The following is a 21,251-nucleotide window of genomic DNA, read 5'->3' as shown; positions in this document are numbered from 1 at the left end:
AGCGTTAGTCCGAGTGATGGCGCTTTACGATGCCATCACTTAAAAGTTGATACACCTGTTTTAAATCATCCCGTTCTGCTTGAGCCAATAAGTCTTGATGCATTGCCAAGATATTCTGATCTCCTCTTACAGCAGGCCCAGTTTGCATTTGCTTTGGATCATTTTCAGTCGCTTTTTTAGCTGTTTCCAAAATTAAAGGATAGAGCAAACTAAAGTCGACCTGCTCTTTATCTACAACCTGCTTTGCCATATCAAAACAATAGTTACTAAAATTACAGGCAAATACTGCTGCTAAATGCAAAGTTAAACGCTGCTTCGAAGTGTATTGATACACTCGACCGCTTAGGCTATTTGCTAAATCTGAAAGTAGTTCTTGATCAGTATCTGTTACCGCTTCCACAAATAATGGTGTTGCTGACCAGTCAACGTCTCTTTCAAGGCTAAATGTTTGTAATGGATAAAACACCCCTGCTTTTTCATGTACCTGACTGATGACTTCAATATCAGTACTACCAGAGGTATGAACCATAAGTGTTTCAGGAAACAATTCATGAATCTGTTTTACAAGCACTGCAATAGCACTATCTGAAACCGCTAAAATGATAAGATCGGCCGGTTGAAATTCTCGAAGAGACTGACATGCTTTTGCCTGAAACTGCTCTGCAAACTTTTGGGTTTTCTCAAAATCACGCGCATACACTTGTACGATTTGATGACCTTGGCCCAATAAAGCCTTTGCCAAATGAAAGGCAACTCGCCCACTTCCCACCAAACTGATTTTCATATCAATCCAATACTATTTGTTTCAACAAAAAAGCTTCTCAAAATGAGAAGCTTTTTTCAAATTAAAATATCTAATTTTTCATACATCAGAATATTATTGAGCTACTGAAAACTCGATACGACGGTTTTTAAAGCGTCCTTCTTCTGTTGTATTCTCTGCAACAGGCTGATCAGAGCCATGGCCTTGTGCAACTAATTTAGACCCGTCTACACCTTTAGATGTTAAATAGTCGACTACTGCTTGAGCACGGCGTTGTGATAAGGCTTTATTTGCTGCTGCATTACCTGTCGAGTCAGTATGACCACCCACATTTAATTTCACTCCATTGACTTTATTTAAAAGTGTTGCAGCTTGGTCAAGAATGGCTTTGTTATCGGCAGGTATGTCACTTGAACCACTCGCAAAGTTAATGATTTGCAAGTTAAGCGCTTTCACTAATGCATTTACATCGACGTTGTTCGGGTCAATTGAGCCTAAAGCAGTTTGCGAAGCAGTTAAGCTATTGCTTACAGATTGCTCAGCTGTTTCTGGTGCAGTAGAAACAACTTCAGTGTGAGGAACAAGAGCTTTTACTTTTGCGGTTAATGCTGCTAACGCTGCTGCATCAGCTGCTTTCAAAGTAATTTTGTCACCTATCCATTCTAAAGATGCATTTGGCACACCTTTTAAGGCACCAAGCACGCCAGCAAGTGCATCTTTATCTGTAAATCCAGCTGCATATGTTTGACTAGTATCAACGTTACAATCCTGAGTTGATGAGAAAACCTGCTTAACTTGAGTTTGTAGGGTTGCTAAGAATCCTTGATCGCCAATACCTGCCTGACACTGGCTAACAGCACCTTTATCATCTGTGCTTAAGGTTAAACTCGCAGGTGCAGCTGCGGTAGTAGCCTCAACACCACTGGCAGCCGTTGGTTCAGGTGCTGGTACAGCTTCTTTATGCTGGCAAGAACGCCATAACCAAGCAATGATAAGACCCAAAATAATTAAGGCAATAATAGGGAGGAACCCACGAGATTTGCCTGTTTTTTCACTGGCTGCAGCTAATGGTGGGGCTGCTGAAGTTGCATGTGGAACTGAAGATAAACCTGCACCAAGTCCTAAAGGAGCTAATAGACCCACTGCCCATCCCGGCAAATGCGAACGAATAGTATCTGCATGCTGACGTAAATAATTTACAATACTCTGTTGATCATTTCCGGCAACGTCCGAAATTGCATTAAGGCTAGGTTTAATTGCGCTGTTGAGTGTGCTTTCGATTTCATTATTTGGTGCTGTACCACTTAAATGAGTCAGTACAGTATTCTTGATTTGGTCATTATGAGAAAAAAGGTCTGATAACGAAGGAGCCAAACTGTTTTTTAATTGTCCAATAAGATCAGGTTTAGCAGCTAATAATGAAAGTAAAATTGGATAAAACTTAGATAAAGCATTCGATTTTTCGCCTAGGTATCCATCCTGATTATCTAATATTGTTGATGATACTTTTTCTTTAAGCAGTTCTATAGGGTTTATCGACATTGGTTATTCTCCCGAATTTTATACGTCGTAACCAGCAACTTTTGATTATTCAAATACTTCTCTTTGCTGATAGTTTTTTATTCTAATGTGCGCTCAATCTTTTGTTGTTTTTTAAATAATTTATATACAAATTTCCATCTAGTATTTACAAAACAGGCAGATCTTATTGATCTACCTGTTTATATTTTAAATTTACTTTAAATAACAGTTTTATCAGTTAGCAAAAGTTTGAAGTACTTTACCGCTAAGGTTTTGACCCAACAATGGAGTATTTTTCCCTTGTGATAAAATTGTGTCTTTGCTTACTGTCCAGTTTAATTCAGGATCTACTAATACCCATCCTGCTTCATCTTCCCAACGCGTAGTCATATTGGCAACCTGCGCAGGTACGCTAGTCACTTTTTCAACCCACTCTAAAGGTTCAAATAAACCTTCATTAATGAGCTGAATGCCTAAAGATACATAAGTATCAAAAGCAGTAATGCCCGGTTGAGTTTCAGCAAATGGTGCCATTTTTGCTGAACTGCTTAAAGGCTCATGATGCGTACAAATTGCATCAATCACGCCTTCTTTTAAGCCTTGACGTAAAAGTTCTTTATCTTGCTCAGAACGCAATGGTGGACGAACATGCGCAAGTGAATTGAAACCATCAGTTAAGTGTTCAGTTAAATGCAATTGATGCATTGCTACATCGGCAGTCACAGGTAAACCTTTTGCTTTTGCTGCGCGAATTAATTCAACCGATGCACCACAAGATAACAAACCAAAGTGAGCTTTTACGCCAGTTGCTTCAATCATAAGCAGATATTTTGCAATCGCTACAGTTTCAGCAATTGCAGGAATCATCGGCAAACCTTGGCGAGAAGCAATAAAGCCTTCGTGTGCACATCCATCTTTAGCAATCTGTGGCTCTTCAGCATAAAACACGACTGTTAAACCGAGACCTGCTGCATATTCCAAGGTACGAATAACTACATCGTCATTTTCAAAAGCAGCATTTGCATTAGAAACAGCAGTACAACCACCTTTTTTCAAGCCCGCCATGTTTGCTGGTTGCTTACCATTTAAACCTTGGGTTTGAGCACCAATGATATGCATGTGAATGCCCCCATCATGCCATGCCTTTTCAATCAAGCCATGAATGAGAGCACCGTTGTCTTGTACAATCGGCTTTGAATCAGGTGGTGTAATCACATGCAAAATACCATTGGCACGTGCTGCCTTACCTTCCGATTTCAATGTCCCATGTTGCTGTTGACCCGGTTCACGCAAACGCGCGCACAAATCAACCATGGTTGGCATTAACCATTTACCTTGGCCATCAATGGTTTGCTCAACTTGCTCAACTGGAGCAACTAACTTGCCATTTTCAATATATACAGTTTGTACGCTGTCTGTTTTTTGGATTGGGTCTAACACACGTACATTTTCAATTTTTACAATACTCATGTGATCCATTCCTTACAACGTAATCGCTTCAATTAAACCTTGCTCTTGGAGTTGGCCTTGCATCGATAACGCCAATACGGCCATACGAACTGCAATACCATTGGTTACTTGTTTCAAAATAACCGACTGGTCTCCATCAGCAACACTTGAATCAATTTCTACACCACGGTTCATTGGTCCCGGATGCATCACAATGCAATCTGGTTTAGCTAAACCAAGACGTTCTTTGTTTAAACCATACATTCTGTAGAATTCAGACTGTGAAGATAACGCTGGAGAGTCAATACGTTCGTTTTGAATACGTAAGGCAATAATCACATCACAATCAGTAATGCCTTCATCCATCTTGTTAAACAAGCGAACGTGCTCGCCATATTCCGAAAAGCCCACTGGCAATAATGTATTCGGTGCAATCACACGAATGTCTTTACAACCTAGAGTTTGTAATGCAGCTACATCCGAACGTGCTACACGAGAGTGTTTAATGTCCCCGATAATAGCAACGCTTAAATCTTCAAATGGTTTTTTAGTTTCACGGCGAATGGTGAGCATATCAAGCATCGCTTGCGTTGGATGCGCATGACGTCCATCCCCTGCATTAATAATCGCAACCTTTGGACATACATCTTTAGCAATGAAATGTGCAGCACCCGAAGATGAATGGCGAACAACAAAGATATCCGCTGCCATTGCTTCAAGGTTCCAGAGCGTATCGCGCAGAGTTTCACCTTTTGAAGTACTTGAACGTGCAATATCAATGTTCAGTACATTGGCAGACAAACGTTTTGCTGCTGCTTCAAAAGTAGTACGAGTACGTGTGGAGTTTTCAAAGAAGAGATTCATAACCGTCAATCCTTCTAAGAGCGGACGGTTAATTAAATTATTATTATCATCTAAAAAGCTTTGTGCGGTATCTAAAATCTTGGTGAGGTTTTCTTTTGAAAGTCCCTCAATCGTTAAAAAATGTTTTAAATTTCCGTCTTGATTGAGCTGAACCTGGCTCGGTTGATGCAACGCTGCAATATGCATAATGGATTCCTATGGGTCGAATCGCGAAAACGTGCATAGTGTAGCTGAATTCCGCTCTTTTCGCAGAAGAACTTTACAGAATAAGGCCCTAAATTGACCAGAAAATTTAGAACCTTATTGGCAATTACCTTAATGCACCAATGTAATGGTGCGGAACTTGTGCCCGATAAATATCCTCAGCGGTAATTTCCGACTCTTCATCGACTTTAACAACAGCAATTTTTTCTTTTTGAGAAAGCTCAGGTATTGTCTCAACCAACGATTTCAATCGCTCAACACATCGTTTTAATTCGTCATCCTCTGTTTCTAGTGCCAGCGCAATGACATATTTTGCATAATCTTTATTTTGGACAACGTACATTGCATCAATTACTCGCCCCGTCACCCTACGCATGCGTACATATATTTGTGTCGCTACTGAGAAAGCATCCGCATTAGCAATAAAACCATTCCCCATCATGTCTTTCATTTATAATTACCCCATCAATTTAAAATAATAAAATGGTTAAAAACTGGCTATGTTTGTTAATTAAATAACCATTGATAGGATTGAGTTAGCAAAATACATACCACTTTAATTGTTTTAATCTTTAAAAATCAGTTTATTGGTTGGATTATGATAGGTTGCAATAATTTAAAAACCTTTACACATCAAAATAAGTTAAACTTTGCATCGTTAATATTTATATGTTTTGGTCAATCGAGTTTATGAATACCTCTTTACGTTTAAACCACTATTGGATTACTTGTGCTGATGGTTTAGAAGCCCTCTTACAAGAAGAAATAGAACAGCTTGGCACCAAAGTGACAGAACGTAAAGCAGGACGTTTAATCATTGAAGGAACGCTTGAACATGCTTACCGCATCTGTATGTGGTCGCGTCTTGCTTCTCGTGTTTTACTTCCGATTCATACTTATGAACTTGAACATACACACGATGCACGTGATGTAGCAGAAGAGCTTTATGAAGGTGCGATTAGTTTTGACTGGTCACTTATTTTTGCACCACAAAGTACCTTCGCTATTCGCTTACATGCAGAACGTGAAATTAAGGTTAACACTCAATTTGCAACGCTTAGAGCAAAAGATGGTGTTGTAGATTCCTTTATGGAAGCTGTAGGTCGTCGTCCGAGCATTGATACTAAACAACCAGAAATTACGTTGTATGTTTTAGCAGGTAAAACTGAGCATACATATTGCCTAGATTTATCAGGTGATTCATTACATAAACGTGGTTACCGTCGTTATATGACGGATGCACCAATTAAAGAAAACCTTGCTGCGGCAATTTTACAAAAAGCTCAGCTTCAACAACGTAAGCCAGAGATTGTGCTCGACCCGATGTGTGGTTCAGGTACATTTATTATTGAAGCATTAATGATTTTAACTGACCGTGCACCAGGCCTTGTTCGCCGTTTTGGCTTTAATGGCTGGCATGGTCATGACCGCGAACTTTGGCTTTCACTTAAAGCTGAAGCAGCAGAACGTCATGAAAAGGCGCTTGAATTACCTTTACCTAAGTTTTATGCCTACGATGCAGACTGGGAAGCTGTAAAAGCCACTCGTGAAAATATTATTGCGGCAGGCTTTGAAAAAGTATTAGGCCAAATTCAGATTGAAGAACGTACTTTAGCGGACTGGCCTGATTTTTCAGCTGAAGGCAAAACTGCATTTATTGTGACTAACCCTCCATATGGTGAACGTTTAGGTGATAAAGCATCTAACCGCTCTCTTTACTTAGGTCTATCTGCACTTCTACAAAAACATTTCCCAAATCAATATGCAGCTATTATTGCAGCTCAAATTGAACAAGCCGATGTTTTAGCATTTGAAGCGCCTGAAACCTTACGTTTAATGAATGGTAAGTTACCGATTTACATTCGCTTTGGTTCAATTAAGCCTGAAAAAGTAACTCAGCCATTCTTAGCAACTTGGCAAGCTCAACCTATTGAAATGGAAGAAGCTCAAGATTTTGCTAACCGTTTACAAAAAAATATGACTGCCTTGAAAAAATGGGCAACGAAAGAAAATGTTTATTGCTTACGTTTGTATGATGCAGACTTACCTGACTTTAATGTCGCTGTAGATTTATATGGCGATCGCTTACATGTGCAGGAATATGCACCACCAAAAACAATCGATCCTGAAAAAGCAAAAAAACGTTTTAATTTAGCACTCGCTGCAATTCGTGCTGTTACTGGTTTAAACCGCGATGCCATCTTTATTAAGACACGTGCGCGTCAAACAGGTACTAATCAATATACAAAACAAAGCACAGCTTCAAAACGCTTTATCGTTCAGGAAGGTAAAGCTAAAATCTTAGTTAACCTGACAGATTACCTAGATACAGGTTTATTCCTCGACCACCGTCAAATGCGTTTACGTATTGCTCAAGAAGCTCGTGGTAAGCACTTCTTGAACTTATATAGCTACACCTCTACAGCCAGCTTACATGCTGCTTTAGGCGGTGCTGCAAGCACGACAAGTGTAGACTTATCTAATACCTACTTAAGTTGGTCAAAAGAAAACTTCGTTTTAAATGGCCTGACTGTAGATCACGCAGATGAACAGCACATGTTCTTTGCGAGTGACTGTTTTGAGTGGTTAAAAGAAGGTCACGAACAATATGACCTTATTTTTATCGATCCACCGACATTCTCAAACTCTAAAAAGTTCTATGGTACTTTCGACGTCCAACGTGACCATGTTTCACTCATTAAACGTGCAATGAACCGTTTAAACAGTGAAGGAACGCTTTATTTCTCAAACAACTATCGTGGTTTTGAGATGGACGAAGAGATCGAAGCTATTTTTCAGGTTGAAGAAATCACTTCTGAAACTATTGGCCCTGATTTTAAACGTAATCAAAAAATCCACCGTGCATGGAAAATCCAGCATCCTGGTCTAGATCAATATTAATGATCAATATTAATGATCAATATTAATAAGATTAGAGGTTATTATTACTTCACGGTAATAATAACCTCGCCATGAACATTTTTTGATTCAAAATCATATTTGGTAAATCGGTCTGCTCTTTCCGGTAATGCCATCATTTCTAGTTTCTTCTTTTCCTTACTATCGATAACATGGTTTTGTTTTTGTTCTTGATAAGGTGAAAGTACACTTGTTCTAAGTGCATCCCATCGAACTTGTTGTAAATAATTATCCCCTAACACCTGACGTGCTTGTTGTTGTTCTACCATTGGTTTCTTAGCATCGTCTTGAGCTTTCGCAATAATCACAGGTAAAGCTGCATTTACTGCCCCTGTTTGCGTTGCTAAGGCCCCTTCACTTAGAGGCTGCGCAGCCCATACGTTAATTGGGATCAGTGTAATACAACCTAAAATACACAGCGCAGATCCTTGTTTATTGTTCATTGCATTTATCCTAAATTGTTATTGTTCGTTATATCGAACAAAATTAACAATTTTTTAAACATGTCGCAATGTTATAAATAGACTTCCCGACAATTAACATTGATCATTTTAAAACCTGAAATATTTCACAAGCATTTAGTGAATATTCAAGTTGTTTTATAGATTTTTATCTCAGACTTGTACGACACTGCTAAATCACTTACTGTAATTTTATAATTTATCTGTAAATTGATTTTATTTATAAATAAACACCATTCGAGGTGAAATAATGCTTCAGCAGTGCTGCCAACTATTAGAAGATCGCCAGCTCAAAATTGCTTTTATTGAGAGTGCAAGTTCGGGTTATTTAACAAGTCAGTTTTCTATTCACAAAAACAGTGGCGCAGATATTTTACTAGGTGGCTTAGTTAGCTACGACCCAAGTATTAAAATTAGTATTTTAAATATCGATCCAAAGTTAATAGAGACTTACACAGCAGAGTCACCGCAAGTCACCGAGGAAATGTGTAGGCTGGGTCAAAGCTTATTTCAACAAGCTGATATTATTGTCAGTTGTACTGGGCTATTAAAATCTGGCGGAAGTGAAACCCCAGAAAAACCTGTGGGCACCTTTTTTATTTGCATTTCTTACCAACAGCATATTTATCATTATCGTTATTTTTTATCTGGTCACTCAGAACAAAAGTTAAAGACATTAACTCAGAAAGTTTCAGATGCCATAATTGCTTTACTCACATCAACCATAAAAACTGATTCACCATAAAAAAAAAGAGAATATGTTTCCATATTCTCTTTTCGGTTTTAGCAGACAAAGCTTAGCTGAGTTTCATTTTATCGAAGACTAAATGCCCATTTTCGCCTTTAACTAGAATAGTATCACCTGCGACAAAATCACCCGACAAGATTTTTTGTGCTAATGTGTTTTCAATCTGTTGTTGAATCGCACGTTTCAATGGACGCGCGCCATACACAGGATCGAAACCAGCATCAATCAATAAATCAAAAGCAGTGTCATCTACAGTTAAACTCATATCACGATCAACCAGACGTGAACGTAAGCGATCCAACTGAATATCGGCAATGCCTCGAATCTGTGCTTTTTTGAGTGAATGGAAAATTACAAGCTCATCAATCCGGTTAATAAATTCCGGACGGAAATGCTGACTTACCGCATTCATCACAATAGTACGCACTTCATCGTCTGTTGCACCTTCACCTAGCTCACGTACATCTTGTGAACCTAAGTTTGAAGTCATCACAATAACTGTATTTTTAAAGTCTACTACTCGACCTTGTGAGTCGGTTAGGCGACCATCGTCCAATACTTGGAGCAAGATATTGAATACATCAGGATGCGCTTTTTCGACTTCATCAAACAACACCACGCTATATGGCTTACGGCGAACAGCTTCAGTTAAAACACCGCCTTCTTCATAACCAACATATCCTGGAGGCGCACCAACCAAACGGCTAACAGAATGTTTCTCCATGAATTCACTCATGTCGATACGAATCATCGCATCATCACTGTCAAACAAGAAGTTAGCAAGTGCTTTAGTCAACTCAGTTTTACCAACACCTGTTGGACCCAAGAACAAGAATGATCCACTAGGACGATTCGGGTCAGACAAACCGGCACGTGAACGGCGTACTGCATTAGACACTGCAACAACTGCTTCATCTTGCCCTACAACACGGTCATGTAAAAACTCTTCCATATTAAGGAGTTTTTCACGCTCGCCTTGCATCATTTTAGCAACCGGGATACCTGTTGCAGCACTTACAACTTCGGCAATTTCATTTTCTGTCACTTTAGTACGAATGAGTTTTGGCTCTTCGTTCTCTTCTGCAACTTCATCTTGCTCCAGTTGTTTTTGCAACTCTGGAATTACGCCATACTGTAAACGTGCTGCCTCAGCCAAATCACCTTCACGCTGAGCTTTCTCAAAAGCAATACGCGCTTTATCAAGTTCCACCTGAGCCTGTTTAGTACCTTCTACCAAAGTTTTTTCAGACTTCCAGATTTCTTCAAGATCATTGTATTCTTTCTCGACTTCAGCAATCTGTTTTTCAAGATGAGTGACTTCAGCTTTACTGCCGACATCTTCATCTTTTTTCACAGCTTCCAATTGCATTTTCAACTGGATTAAACGGCGATCGAGCTTATCAAGTGCTTCAGGTTTAGAGTCAATCTCCATTTTAATACGAGAAGCTGCCTCATCAATCAAATCAATTGCCTTGTCTGGTAATTGACGATCAGTGATGTAACGATGAGACATTTTCGCCGCAGCAATAATCGCAGAGTCTAAAATTTGCACACCATGGTGAGTGGCATATTTCTCTTTGAGTCCACGTAAAATCGCAATCGTATCTTCAACACTTGGTTCATCAACCAATACTTTTTGGAAACGACGCTCTAAAGCTGCATCTTTTTCAATATATTGACGATATTCATCTAAGGTCGTCGCACCCACACAGCGCAATTCACCACGAGCCAACGCAGGTTTTAACATATTCCCTGCATCCATTGCGCCATCGCCTTTACCTGCACCTACGAGTGTATGTAACTCATCAATAAACAGGATGATTTCGCCTTCGTGTTTTGCCAAGTCTTTTAAAACAGCTTTTAAACGTTCTTCAAACTCACCACGATATTTAGCACCAGCCAGTAATGAACCTAAGTCGAGGGATAAAACACGTTTATTTTTTAATCCCTCTGGCACTTCACCATTCACAATACGCTGTGCCAAACCTTCAACAATAGCGGTTTTACCTACACCCGGCTCACCAATAAGAACAGGGTTGTTTTTGGTGCGACGCGATAAAACCTGAATGGTACGGCGAATTTCATCGTCACGCCCAATGACAGGATCAAGTTTTCCAGATAAAGCACGCTCTGTTAAATCAATCGTATATTTATTAAGTGAGTCACGTTGGTCTTCGTGATTATTACTCATGACTTTGTCATTACCTCGAATATGTTCAATTACTTTGCGTAAGCTGTCGGGAGTTACACCTACCGCACTTAAAATATTTTTAGTTTCGCCTGTCTCTGCCAAACCTAATAAAACCCAGTCAGTTGATAAAAATTCATCACCTGCCTTTTGCGCATATCTGTCTGCCAAATTAAGCGCTTTAACGGCTTCTGGGTTTAAGTTGACATCACCCGTTGGGTTGGCAATTGTCGGCGCATCTTTTATAGCCTGTTCAAGTTTTTGTTTAAGTTCAGGTAACCGTGCACCTGCTTGTTGCAACAAACTAATATTTGATGGCTCTTCTAACAAGGTAGACAAAATATGAATACCTGCGATAGCGGTATGGTCTTTACCCATCGCTAAAGATTGAGCATCTGAGAGGGCTTGCTGCAAGCGGTTTGTAAATTTCTCAAAACGCATTCTTGTTATTCCTCACAACAAATTTGTACTTGTCTAATAGATGGGAACACTTCTTCGAATTTCAAATAAATTTTTATATATTTTTCATAATGTTATAAAAACAACAATGAGTAAAACTCCATTATAATATGGGATTGTTTTGTATATATTTCAAGTACAGTTCAGCTACATTTTATTAAAATGCTTGAATATTTAGATTCATGCTTATTCTTACTACGCTTTTCACAAAGTCTTCATTGAGAATTTAGTAATTAAGCTTTAGTTTATCTTGCTAGTTTCCTACTCGTTTTGAAATGAAAAATGCACTTTAAACATATTATATTAACAACAACTTGTCTTTTTACTTCGGCACTGGCAATCGCTCAGCTCCCACAAGACTCCAGACGACCTGGTGGAATTGCAGTTGTTCCTCTAAGTACTGATATTACTCAGGTCACTTTTCAACAAAAGCCTGTTTTAATTAGCCAAGAAGGTCAGCAGCGTTATGCCGTGCTTGGCATTCCATTATCTACTCCAATCGGCAGTATTCAACTCGACACAAATAAAGCCCCGATTCAAATAGAAGTTAAGTCTTATCCTTACGCAGAACAACGGATTAAAGTCACGAACCAAGATTATGTGAACCCTAACCAAAGTCAATTAGACCGCTACGCCCAAGAAGCAAAAGAACAAAATGATGTGTATACCTCATTTACACAGAGCTCATGGCAAACCCTACCCACATTTATACGCCCGACTTCAGGGAAATTTAGCAACTCTTTTGGAAGAAAACGCTTTTTCAATGGCGAGGAACGCGCGCCCCACTCAGGTTTAGATATTCCTGCGCCAGTAGGGCAAAAAGTTGTTGCGCCAGCAGATGGTGTGGTTATCCAAACTGGATCTTATTTTTTTAATGGACAAACTGTATTGATTGATCATGGCCAAGGCTTAGTCAGCATGTTCTGCCATTTAAGCGCAATTAAAGTAGAGAAAGGCCAACCTATCCGCCAAGGAGAAACGCTAGGTTTAGTAGGTAAAACAGGACGTGTGACAGGCCCTCACCTGCATTGGGGCATGAGCCTTAATAATGCTCGGGTAGATCCTCAGCTTTTTCTAAATACAGCTCGTTAATTTAAAGCTTTACGAAAATACTTTGGCGCTTCGATATAGCCTTCTCTTAGGTAAAATTGATGCGCCAAAGGCCTTTGCATTCCTGAATGCAGTTCCATTCGATCACACCCTCGGCGTCTGGCTTGTTGCTCAGCCTCCTTTACGAGTAAATGCCCTACACCTTTGCTACGCATATTCTCATCAACACACAGATAGCATATTTTGGCAAAGTCACCTTGTAAGGCAATTTGCGGAATAAAGTAGAGAGATAAAAAACCATAAATTTTACCCCTCTCTTCAGCAATCAAAATTTGTGAGTTGGCGTCATTATGGAGTATTTCAAATTTTTCTTGAATAAGAGCAAGAGGTTGTGGGTATCCCATCTGTTTAAGTAGATCACATATGGCTTGCGTATCTTCTGATTTAGCAGAACGAATATTCACTTTCATTCTTCCTTTTATTTTTTAGTTATTTTTGATAATAAAAAAGCCAACTCTCATGTCAGCTTTTTTTAATTTCTAGCTATCAAAAAATGCCTTATTCCACTTCAATAATTTCGAAGTCATGTGTAATTTCTACACCACCGTCAGAAAGCATTTTACTCGCTGAACAATATTTCTCGGCAGACAATTCAACTGCTTTTGCAACCTGCTTTTCTTTCACAGCTTTACCAGTTACCACAAAATGTAAGTGGATTTTAGTAAACACAGCCGGAATTGCGTCAGCGCGCTCAGCTTTTAAATTACATACAACATTCATCACATCTTGGCGAGATTTCTTTAAAATAGTCACAATATCAAACGAAGCACACCCACCAAGTCCCATTAATATTAGTTCCATAGGACGTGGACCACGGTTTTCACCACCATACTCAGGTGAGCCGTCCATGATGACACTATGCCCACTATCCGATTTCGCTTCAAAAGCAACATTCTCTAGCCAATGTACACTTGTTTGCATTGCAACTACCCAAAAAAAATTATAAATTTAAGCAGGGTCTGTTGACATTTCATCTATGGATTGCGTTATAGCTAAAAATTAATCCAAATAAGACGCAAAACCCAGACAATGGCAATCCTTTGTCCAGTTTTGTAATAAAGTTTGTGAAATTTCAGCCATAATCTGAGTTGCAATTAAAGCAGCGCAGGCATAGCGCAAGACCAAGTTATTTTGTACGTTCCATTGTTAAGATCTATTTATTTAGAATGGCTAAATTTCATAGTTCTTATTTGGTACGTCTAAAAGAATTGTCTTATGTTGCAACCATCTGTGAAATGTCAACAGGCCCTTGTTTTGTACACTAACATAAAATGAGTTGATAAGGAATTTCATCTCTTCTGTGTAATAGCTCATCTCGAGCTTGTGTGAATTGTTTACCCTATTCGGAACATATTAAGCATGACTTCAAATTTTTCACAACTCAGCACAGATGCTTTATCTCCGGGGCAACTACCTGAATCCGTTAAAGCATTGTTAAAACGTGCTCACATCAACAGATATCCAAAACGAACCACAATTGTTGATGCCGGAACAGAGTCAAAATCTTTATATTTAATTTTAAAAGGCTCAGTTTCAATTATTTTGCGTGAAGATGATGAACGTGAAATTGTTGTTGCGTATTTAAATCCGGGCGATTTCTTTGGGGAAATGGGGCTTTTCGAACCGAACCCTCAACGTACAGCCGAAGTTCGAACTCGTGATGTCTGTGAAATTGCAGAGATCTCTTATGACAACTTCCACGAACTTAGCAAACAATACCCAGACTTAAGCTATGCTGTTTTTGCACAATTAGTTCGCCGTCTAAAAAATACGACCCGTAAAATGACAGATCTTGCGTTCATTGATGTGTCTGGTCGTATTGCACGTTGCTTAATCGATCTATCTTCTCAACCAGAAGCAATGATTTTGCCGAATGGTCGTCAAATTCGTATTACTCGTCAAGAAATTGGCCGTATTGTTGGATGTTCACGTGAGATGGTTGGCCGTGTACTCAAAACCTTAGAAGATCAAGGTATGATCCAAACTGATGGTAAAGCCATTCTTATTTTTGATGCATCATTAGAAGAAAACACTGTTTCTGATGATGACTACGACGATGAAGAATAATATTCATTAAATTTTTAATAAAAAGCAAACTTCGGTTTGCTTTTTTTATATGCAACAATGAGTTAATACACAAAACTTACAAACTATTCTAATTTTATGATTTAAGTTGAATACATATTCTCCGTTAGGCTAACTCAAAATTTCCAAGGATTCCGCTGTATGCAATTTAACCCACTTAGTCGCACAGGCCTTAAACTTCCAGAAATTTGTTTAGGCACCATGACATTTGGTGAGCAAAACTCCCAACAAGAAGCTTTTGAACAACTCAATTACGCCTTGGCCCATGGTTTATATTTTTGGGATACGGCAGAGATGTATTCCGTTCCGCCAAAATCTGAAACTTATGGTGCAACTGAAACGATTATTGGTAATTGGTTTGCCCAGCATGGACAACGTGACAAAGTCTTTCTCGCATCTAAAATTGCAGGTCCGGGCTTGGGAGGAACACACATCCGAGAAGGCAATACACGCTTTAACAGTGACCATATTGCCAAAGCTCTAGATGGATCACTTAAACGCCTCCAAACGGACTATATCGACCTTTATCAACTGCATTGGCCTGAACGTCATACCAACTTTTTTGGTACGCTCGCTTATGGCAATCAGCAAGCTGAAAATGATTACGACACAACACCTCTAGAAGAAACATTACTTGCTCTACAAGAAGAGATTAATCGCGGGCGCATTCGCTATATTGGTTTATCAAATGAAACCCCGTGGGGCACCATGAAATTTTTACATTTGGCCGAAAAGCTAGGTGTCAGTAAATTCGTAAGTGTTCAAAACCCATATAGCCTGCTTAACCGCACTTATGAAATAGGTATGTCAGAAATTGCTAAATATGAAGATGTCGGCTTGCTCGCCTACTCTCCTCTGGCTTTTGGTTACTTAACGGGTAAGTTTAGAAATGGTGCGCGTCCCGCCAATGCTCGTGTAACACTATTCCCTCGCTTTAGCCGCTACAGCAACCCTCAAAGCGAATGGGCGACTGAACAATACGCACAGCTAGCAGAAAAGCATGGGCTAAGCTTAACTCAAATGGCCTTAGCTTTTATTAAGCAACAATTCTTTGTGACAAGCACAATTATTGGTGCCACTAATTTAGATCAACTCAAAGAAAATATTCAGGCATTTGAGATTGAACTACCAAGTGAAGTTCTAAAAGGTATTGAGGCCATCCATACCCAACAGCCCAACCCTGCTCCTTAAATAAAAAACGGATGCTTAAGCATCCGTTTTCTTTATCTATATAAAATTTATATCTTATTTACGGCTATTATAAACTGCCATTGCCGCAGGTAAGTTTTTACGCATATCACCAATACGTTGTGAGTTAGATGGGTGAGTAGACAAGAATGATGAACCACCGCCACCTTCAAGCTTATTCATTTTTTCCCAAAGCGTAATCGCTGCATTTGGATTATAGCCTGCACGCGCCATCAACATTAAACCACCTTGGTCAGCACGACTTTCCAAGCTACGAGAATATGGTAAGCCTACACCCACTTGTGTACCTAACTGAGCGGCAGCAGTACCAAGCTGGCCTACATTATTACCCGCATAGCTTAAACCGATACCAAGAGCTAAATCAGTTAAAGCTTGTGCACCGATTTTACTTTTTGCATGCTCTTCTAAAGCATGTGTCATTTCATGTCCCATAACAGCTGCAATTTCAGCATCTGTCAGGTTCAATTTATTCACAATACCTGTATAGAACACTACCTTGCCACCAGGTGCAACGTAAGCATTAATCGTATCTGATTTCAACACCGCTAACTGCCAGCTAAATGGTTGACCAGTCTGATTCATCTGGTTAGCATATGGTTTTAAACGGTTGAATACAGCATTAATACGGTTATATGTACTAGAGCTTGTATCGAGAGCACCCTTACCACGTGCTTCCTGCACCATCTTATTAAAACCTTGAGCAGATTGAGCATTTAAGGTTGCAGTATCTGCACCAGCCATGTCCGCTACTGTTGCACAGCCAGAAATGGTCATCACACTTGCTGCACACAAGCTTAAAAAGAGTTTTTTATTCATAACACGGATCACCTAAATCGATAAAAAGCTGTTTATTCTTTTGCACTTATTATAAGAAATACCACTCATGCTTTGAATGTCTCATTTCTTCATGATCATAGTATTTATGTAACGATCAAGTAGATAAAGTCATCAAATAAATCCAGAAAATTAAACAGATTACATTTAAACCAAGATAAACATGACTTAAGGTTTTAACTTTCTCTTCAAGATTAGGACTTTCCCGTTTCCAGAGTAAATAACTATTTTGTATGAGTACAACAGGAATTAACACACATGCGAACAAAACCGACAAACTCATAAAAGCGGTCATAAAGAAATCTTCATGATATTCCTGTCCATAAATAACCAACATCGCCAGCGTGGGTGAACCACCAATAGCAAATAAAAAAGAATAAAAAATTGTTTTTGAAATAGTTGGTTGCAGCTTCATCCTGAGCCCATCCTTCCTTATCTATATATAACGTTTTAATCTGAATCTAATAAAACGAAAACTGCACTTTAGTCGGGTATAAAAAAGCCCCCTTTCAGGAGGCCTTTTTAATCTTTGCTAATTAAGCAGAGAATGGATGACGTAAAACAATTGTTTCTGCACGATCTGGACCAGTTGAAACGATATCAATCGGACATTCGATTAATTGTTCAATACGCTTAACATAAGCCAAAGCATTTGCTGGTAATTGATCGATACTAGTTAAACCAACAGTCGACTCGCTCCAACCAGGCATAGTTTCATAGATTGGCTTCAAGCATTCAAAAGAAACCGCATCTGAAGAACCGACACAACCTGAATCTGTATTTTCATAACCTACACAGATTTTTACTTCTTCCAAACCATCTAAAACGTCAAGTTTAGTTAAGCAAATACCTGAAAGTGAGTTTACATCTACAGAACGGCGAAGAATTTCAGCATCAAACCAACCACAACGACGTTGACGGCCAGTAGAAGCACCAAATTCATGACCAACTGTACCTAGGTGTTTACCAATTGGGTCACCAGAATCAGCAGCTGCATCGTAAACTAATTCAGTTGGGAATGGACCAGCACCTACACGTGTTGTATAAGCTTTAGTAATACCTAATACATAATCAAGATGTAAAGGCCCCATACCTGAACCAGAGCTTACGCCACCAGCAGTTGTATTTGAACTTGTAACATACGGATAAGTACCGTGGTCGATGTCTAGAAGTGAGCCTTGAGCTCCTTCAAACATTACAGCCTTACCTTCTTTGCGATAGTCATGCAACACTTTAGTAACGTCAATCACTAATGGAGCAAGCACTTCACGCCATTGGTTGCAAAGAGCCAATACATCTTCAAATTTAACAGCTTCTACACCGTAGAACTGAGTTAATTGGAAGTTATGTAACTCAAGCATTTCTTGAAGTTTTTCTTCTAACGCTGCACCACCACGAACAAGGTCAGCAACACGCACTGCACGGCGAGCCACTTTATCTTCGTATGCAGGACCAATACCACGACCTGTAGTACCGATTTTAGCATTACCACGTTTCTTCTCACGTGCCTGATCAAGTGCAATGTGGTTAGGCAAAATGAGTGGACAGTTTGGAGAAATACGTAGACGTTCTTTAACAGGAACACCTTCTGCTTCCAAAATTCCCATTTCTTCAATTAACGCGGCTGGTGACAGTACTACACCATTACCAATTAAGCACAATACGTTTTCACGTAAAATGCCTGATGGAATGAGGTGCAATACAGTCTTTTTACCACCTACGACAAGAGTATGACCTGCGTTATGTCCGCCTTGATAACGTACTACCGCAGCCGCCTGATCTGTGAGCAGGTCGACGATTTTACCTTTACCTTCGTCGCCCCATTGGGTACCAAGTACCACAACATTTTTGCCCATAATAGCCTCATTACATCATGCTGTTAAAATTGGAAACCACCAGTAAAAATTTACCGTTGGCGATTAAATCTTTTCAATATTCCATTGTCCATTTTGCGACACAAGTTGATGGGTCGCATATGGAATAGAACTTAAATCATCATTACCTAACAATTGAACTACACGTAAACCTTGAGCACGTGCATTCGAAATTGCTGAGAGTAAATCCTGTTCTGAGCCTTTTGGAGCAACAACAGTTTCGATTTCGGCGAACTGATTTGCACCTAGGGCATATAAATCACAACTAAAGCCAGTAGCAGGACGTGCGCGGCCAAAGTGCTCGCCAATGCCATCATAACGACCACCCTGTGCTAAGGGCGCAGCGCGATTCGGTGCATAGACCGCATACATTAAGCCAGTGTGATAGTGATAACTGCGTAGCTCTACAACATCAATACCGATATTGAGATTTGGCCAACGGCCTTTAATTTGCGCAAGTGTTGTTTTAAGTGCATCTAATGCTGACTTAAACTCAGCATCTTGTAAGATGTTTGCACTTAAATTCGCCTGCAATGCTTCTAAATCACTAGAATAACGGCCAAGCGCATAGAAATCAGAACCCATATTGAGATTTTGAGTAAATTCAGCTAACTCTGGTAACGCTTTTCTTTGATAAAGATCTGAAAGCTCATGCTCTTCATTTTTTGACAGTCCAGCACATTTTACTAAACTGCGGAACAACCCTACATGACCCAAATCTAAATGCGCGTCTTGTAAAGTATAGATGTTCTCGATCAACCCCAGCATAACATCGACCATTTCGACATCAGCTTCGATACTGTCATGCCCGTATAACTCTGCACCTAATTGTAGAGGTGCACGTGTGGCATTGAAATTTTGTGGTTTAGTATGTAATACAGTCCCTGAATAACAGTAACGTGCAACGCCTTCAACTGGTCTTACATGTGCATCGATACGTGCAACTTGTGGCGTCATATCAGCACGAACACCGAGTAAACGGCCTGAGAGCTGATCAATGACCTTAAAAGTTACTAAATCTAAGTCTTGATTTGATTCTGATAATGAAGACAACGATTCGATGTATTCGATAAATGGTGTATATACCAATTGATAACCTCGTACCGCGAGGAAATCTAAAGCTTCACGGCGAAGTTTTTCAATGACTTGCGCCTGTTCCGGCAATACATCTGCTACCCCGTCAGGCAGCAACCATGTCTCTGAAATGGTCATATTTCAAGCCTAAAATCTGATCAACGTGGAACGACCCCACATAAAAAAATCGGGAACACACCCGATTTCTCTTAGTGTAGCATGATACTTTGTGCCATGCACCTGACAATTTGCATAAATCTTTCTTAATAAACTCTAAAGTCAAAAAGAAGATTTAATGAATTAATAATAATATTCAATATCTTATTCTCATTCACTCATATCATAGACAAAAGTTCTTCGACCAAAGAATGGGCCAATATCTGAGCTATCTCCTTGTTGCCAGTTAACCAGATTTAATCTTTGAATAGCTTTCTTAAGGTATTTTAAATTTAGAAAGAATCACACAGATCCAATAAACGATTTGCATAGCCCCATTCATTATCGTACCAAGCGAATACTTTAGCTTGATGCCCTACAACCATAGTTTGAGTTAAATCAACAATGAGTGAATAAGGTGAATGATTGAAATCACTCGAAACTAATGGCTCATCTGTTACCGCCATAATTTCCGCATAATCTGTTTGAGAAGCTTTAATCAGCAATTCATTAATGCGATGCACAGTAATTGGAGATTGCGCGATAAAAGTTAAGTCAATTGCCGCCACATTAATAGTTGGTACCCGAATTGAATAACCATCAATACGGTCTTCCATTTTAGGCATAACACGTTTTAATGCACCGAGTGCACTAGATGTGGTCGGGATAATATTTTGCCCTGAAGCTCTAGCACGACGTAAATCACGATGTGCGTGGTCAAGAACAGATTGATCTGCTGTCACTGCATGAATTTCTGTCATAAGCGCAGTTTCAATACCGAAAGCATCATCAATAATTTTTACTAATGGAACCAAAGCCTGCGTAGTACATGAAACACTTGATATGATCTGATCAGTCACTTTGACTTCATTATGGTTCACACCATAAACAATGGCTGCGTCAACATGATCAAAAGGTGCTGCCCCAATAATAACCCGCTTCGCCCCTGCTTGTAGATGACGTGTTGCATCCGCATGAGAACGGAACAGTCCTGTACACTCAAGTACCACATCAATATCTAAACTAGACCATGGTAAAAGTTCAGGTTGTTTCTGCTTTAAAACCTCAACTTTTAGCGTTCGTTGATTTGACTGAATATTCAAAAAAACTTTTTCATTTTCAATCAATATATCTACATTTCCATTGAAGCGGCCGTGCGTAGAATCATATTTAAATAAATGCACTAATGTCTGGACATCTGCTATATCGTTAATCGCCACGATTTCAAAATGAAATTGTTTTGGGCTTTCGAACCAGGCGCGTAAAACATTACGTCCAATCCGACCAAACCCATTAATGGCGATACGTTGCATGACCTATCCTTATCAACAAA

Annotated in this window: 20 protein-coding genes; 5 read left to right on the top strand and 15 right to left on the bottom strand. The window is 39.4% G+C overall.

What is annotated here, in order from left to right; translation table 11 throughout:
• Positions 1-4: 4 nt before the first annotated feature.
• From JGE69_RS01915 to JGE69_RS01895, 5 genes are all read right to left on the bottom strand, one after another.
• Entirely contained in the window at positions 5-784 is a 780-nt protein-coding gene (locus JGE69_RS01915) for a Rossmann-like and DUF2520 domain-containing protein (protein ID WP_199112078.1), read from the bottom strand.
• 93 nt (positions 785-877) lie between these two features.
• Complete coding sequence (locus JGE69_RS01910) at positions 878-2,305, bottom strand: OmpA family protein (RefSeq protein ID WP_174723158.1); 1,428 nt, start codon at positions 2,303-2,305, stop codon at positions 878-880.
• A gap of 213 nt (positions 2,306-2,518) precedes the next feature.
• Complete coding sequence (locus JGE69_RS01905; RefSeq protein ID WP_032056739.1) at positions 2,519-3,754, bottom strand: dihydroorotase; 1,236 nt, start codon at positions 3,752-3,754, stop codon at positions 2,519-2,521.
• Between the two features lie 12 nt (positions 3,755-3,766).
• Entirely contained in the window at positions 3,767-4,783 is a 1,017-nt protein-coding gene (locus JGE69_RS01900; RefSeq protein ID WP_002121555.1) for an aspartate carbamoyltransferase catalytic subunit, read from the bottom strand.
• A 124-nt stretch (positions 4,784-4,907) separates the two neighbouring features.
• The gene (locus JGE69_RS01895) at positions 4,908-5,252 is read right to left on the bottom strand and encodes a hypothetical protein (protein WP_016802795.1); all 345 of its coding nucleotides are present in this window, start codon (positions 5,250-5,252) and stop codon (positions 4,908-4,910) included.
• A 239-nt stretch (positions 5,253-5,491) separates the two neighbouring features.
• Between JGE69_RS01895 and rlmKL the strand changes: the two genes are divergently transcribed.
• Positions 5,492-7,702, top strand: a complete 2,211-nt coding sequence (rlmKL, locus tag JGE69_RS01890; protein ID WP_017399354.1) for a bifunctional 23S rRNA (guanine(2069)-N(7))-methyltransferase RlmK/23S rRNA (guanine(2445)-N(2))-methyltransferase RlmL — start codon at positions 5,492-5,494, stop codon at positions 7,700-7,702.
• 44 nt (positions 7,703-7,746) lie between these two features.
• On the opposite strand, the gene JGE69_RS01885 is transcribed toward rlmKL, so the two are convergent.
• Complete coding sequence (locus tag JGE69_RS01885) at positions 7,747-8,163, bottom strand: hypothetical protein (RefSeq protein ID WP_174723156.1); 417 nt, start codon at positions 8,161-8,163, stop codon at positions 7,747-7,749.
• A 268-nt stretch (positions 8,164-8,431) separates the two neighbouring features.
• Between JGE69_RS01885 and JGE69_RS01880 the strand changes: the two genes are divergently transcribed.
• On the top strand, positions 8,432-8,926 hold the full coding sequence (locus JGE69_RS01880) for a CinA family protein (RefSeq protein WP_002121541.1): 495 nt from the start codon (positions 8,432-8,434) through the stop codon (positions 8,924-8,926).
• Positions 8,927-8,978: 52 nt separating this feature from the next.
• Here JGE69_RS01880 and clpB read toward each other — a convergent pair whose 3' ends face one another.
• Complete coding sequence (gene clpB / locus JGE69_RS01875; RefSeq protein ID WP_005070314.1) at positions 8,979-11,558, bottom strand: ATP-dependent chaperone ClpB; 2,580 nt, start codon at positions 11,556-11,558, stop codon at positions 8,979-8,981.
• 300 nt (positions 11,559-11,858) lie between these two features.
• Between clpB and JGE69_RS01870 the strand changes: the two genes are divergently transcribed.
• The gene (locus tag JGE69_RS01870) at positions 11,859-12,668 is read left to right on the top strand and encodes a M23 family metallopeptidase (RefSeq protein ID WP_199112076.1); all 810 of its coding nucleotides are present in this window, start codon (positions 11,859-11,861) and stop codon (positions 12,666-12,668) included.
• Here JGE69_RS01870 and JGE69_RS01865 read toward each other — a convergent pair.
• The 3 genes from JGE69_RS01865 to JGE69_RS01855 form a co-directional block, all read right to left on the bottom strand.
• A complete protein-coding gene (locus JGE69_RS01865; protein WP_199112074.1) occupies positions 12,665-13,090 on the bottom strand; it encodes a GNAT family N-acetyltransferase in 426 nt (141 codons plus the stop codon). The two genes, JGE69_RS01870 and JGE69_RS01865, sit on opposite strands and share 4 nt — an antisense overlap.
• Positions 13,091-13,184: 94 nt before the next feature.
• The gene (locus JGE69_RS01860; RefSeq protein WP_199112072.1) at positions 13,185-13,607 is read right to left on the bottom strand and encodes an OsmC family protein; all 423 of its coding nucleotides are present in this window, start codon (positions 13,605-13,607) and stop codon (positions 13,185-13,187) included.
• Between the two features lie 78 nt (positions 13,608-13,685).
• Positions 13,686-13,805 (bottom strand): hypothetical protein, encoded by a 120-nt coding sequence (locus JGE69_RS01855; RefSeq protein ID WP_002121587.1) that lies wholly within the window; start codon positions 13,803-13,805, stop codon positions 13,686-13,688.
• A gap of 240 nt (positions 13,806-14,045) precedes the next feature.
• Here JGE69_RS01855 and crp point away from each other — a divergent pair, with 240 nt between their 5' ends.
• Together crp and JGE69_RS01845 are read left to right on the top strand one after the other, a co-directional pair.
• Complete coding sequence (gene crp / locus JGE69_RS01850; RefSeq protein ID WP_005070320.1) at positions 14,046-14,753, top strand: cAMP-activated global transcriptional regulator CRP; 708 nt, start codon at positions 14,046-14,048, stop codon at positions 14,751-14,753.
• 159 nt (positions 14,754-14,912) lie between these two features.
• Positions 14,913-15,962: an NADP(H)-dependent aldo-keto reductase gene (locus tag JGE69_RS01845; RefSeq protein WP_199112070.1), complete on the top strand. Its 1,050-nt coding sequence runs from the start codon at positions 14,913-14,915 to the stop codon at positions 15,960-15,962.
• A 54-nt stretch (positions 15,963-16,016) separates the two neighbouring features.
• Here the strand turns inward: JGE69_RS01845 and JGE69_RS01840 are convergent, their stop codons facing one another.
• From JGE69_RS01840 to JGE69_RS01820, 5 genes are all read right to left on the bottom strand, one after another.
• A complete protein-coding gene (locus JGE69_RS01840) occupies positions 16,017-16,796 on the bottom strand; it encodes a M48 family metallopeptidase (RefSeq protein ID WP_002121572.1) in 780 nt (259 codons plus the stop codon).
• A gap of 115 nt (positions 16,797-16,911) precedes the next feature.
• A complete protein-coding gene (locus JGE69_RS01835; protein WP_002121533.1) occupies positions 16,912-17,229 on the bottom strand; it encodes a hypothetical protein in 318 nt (105 codons plus the stop codon).
• Between the two features lie 121 nt (positions 17,230-17,350).
• Positions 17,351-18,670 (bottom strand): adenylosuccinate synthase, encoded by a 1,320-nt coding sequence (locus JGE69_RS01830; RefSeq protein ID WP_002121613.1) that lies wholly within the window; start codon positions 18,668-18,670, stop codon positions 17,351-17,353.
• A gap of 63 nt (positions 18,671-18,733) precedes the next feature.
• Complete coding sequence (locus JGE69_RS01825) at positions 18,734-19,900, bottom strand: ATP phosphoribosyltransferase regulatory subunit (RefSeq protein ID WP_199112068.1); 1,167 nt, start codon at positions 19,898-19,900, stop codon at positions 18,734-18,736.
• Between the two features lie 311 nt (positions 19,901-20,211).
• Entirely contained in the window at positions 20,212-21,231 is a 1,020-nt protein-coding gene (locus tag JGE69_RS01820; RefSeq protein WP_199112066.1) for a type I glyceraldehyde-3-phosphate dehydrogenase, read from the bottom strand.
• Positions 21,232-21,251 lie beyond the last annotated feature (20 nt).

This window comes from Acinetobacter sp. C13 (genome assembly GCF_016809775.1).
Classification (GTDB): Bacteria; Pseudomonadota; Gammaproteobacteria; order Pseudomonadales; family Moraxellaceae; genus Acinetobacter; species Acinetobacter pittii.
The sequence above is the reverse complement of the archived record's forward strand: the minus strand, read 5'-3'. Positions and strand labels throughout refer to the sequence as shown.